The sequence below is a fragment of the Pantoea sp. ME81 genome (assembly GCF_903970985.1).
Lineage (GTDB): Bacteria > Pseudomonadota > Gammaproteobacteria > Enterobacterales > Enterobacteriaceae > Pantoea > Pantoea communis.
Genome location: NZ_CAJCKS010000352.1, coordinates 1 through 1406, shown reverse-complemented (window position 1 = coordinate 1406; position 1406 = coordinate 1). Strand labels below are relative to the sequence as shown.

The following is a 1406-nucleotide window of genomic DNA, read 5'->3' as shown; positions in this document are numbered from 1 at the left end:
TTAACACACCCGTATGAACGACTTCAAAAGTATTCGCCGGTTACTTTTGAAACGTTCATTCTCTGGACGCCAAGCCTGAGGTTCTTCTCGTGCCTGATATGAAGCTATTTGCTGGTAACGCCACCCCGGAACTAGCACAACGTATTGCCAACCGCCTTTACACTAGCCTCGGAGACGCCGCTGTCGGCCGTTTCAGCGATGGTGAAGTAAGTGTACAGATCAACGAAAATGTACGCGGTGGTGATATTTTCATCATCCAGTCCACCTGTGCCCCCACCAATGATAATCTGATGGAGCTGGTTGTGATGGTCGACGCGTTGCGTCGGGCTTCTGCTGGTCGTATTACTGCTGTTATCCCTTACTTTGGTTATGCCCGTCAGGACCGCCGCGTGCGTTCTGCTCGTGTGCCTATCACCGCCAAAGTGGTTGCCGATTTCCTCTCCAGCGTGGGTGTTGACCGTGTTCTGACGGTTGATTTGCACGCCGAACAGATTCAGGGCTTCTTCGATGTCCCGGTTGATAACGTGTTCGGTAGCCCAATCCTGCTGGAAGATATGCTGCAGATTGGCCTGGAAAACCCGATTGTGGTTTCCCCGGACATCGGCGGCGTCGTGCGTGCGCGTGCTATTGCTAAGCTGCTCAATGACACTGATATGGCTATCATCGATAAACGTCGCCCGCGTGCGAACGTTTCTCAGGTGATGCACATCATCGGTGACGTGGCAGGTCGTGACTGTGTACTGGTCGACGATATGATCGACACCGGCGGTACGCTGTGCAAAGCAGCTGAAGCGTTGAAAGAGCGCGGCGCGAAACGTGTCTTCGCTTATGCGACTCACCCCATCTTCTCTGGTAACGCGGTCGAAAACCTGCGTAAGTCAGTGATCGATCAGGTTATCGTGTGCGACACCATTCCGCTGTCAGACGAGATGAAAGCCCTGCCAATCGTGCGTACCTTAACACTCTCTGGCATGCTGGCCGAAGCAATTCGCCGTATCAGTAACGAAGAGTCCATCTCCGCAATGTTCGAACATTAATACATTGCATGAAACCGGGCCCCGCGCCCGGTTTTTTATTCCCAACAATCCGCTTCATTTACCGATTAAGCCGCTCTCGCTACAGATATTTTCGCGATAAATTTCGTTAAAACTCGCTATTCTCCCTGCCTTACACTCTTTTCATTCGACACGCGATGCTGCACTTTAGCGGGCCATTGATTAGTGGTATTTTTCTCCACACTTTTTTCTGAGAACTCCGACCACTATGACTCTCGACATTTACACACTATTTGTTTGCGAGCTCTATGTGCTGGGTTTTTTGAGCATTATTTTGGTGTTCGCCTGGGTGGGTGCGCAGTACGATCGCGTGCTGGGGTTCACTACGCTGGCGCTCACATTGACCCTGAC

1 protein-coding gene and 1 pseudogene are annotated in these 1406 nt (G+C 51.6%); both read left to right on the top strand.

Features of this window, described 5'->3' with window-relative positions:
* Positions 1-89: 89 nt before the first annotated feature.
* Entirely contained in the window at positions 90-1037 is a 948-nt protein-coding gene (prs, locus tag H7A81_RS27270; protein ID WP_034824282.1) for a ribose-phosphate diphosphokinase, read from the top strand.
* 226 nt (positions 1038-1263) lie between these two features.
* Positions 1264-1406 (top strand): annotated as a pseudogene (locus H7A81_RS27895) (GGDEF domain-containing protein); the annotation flags it as partial.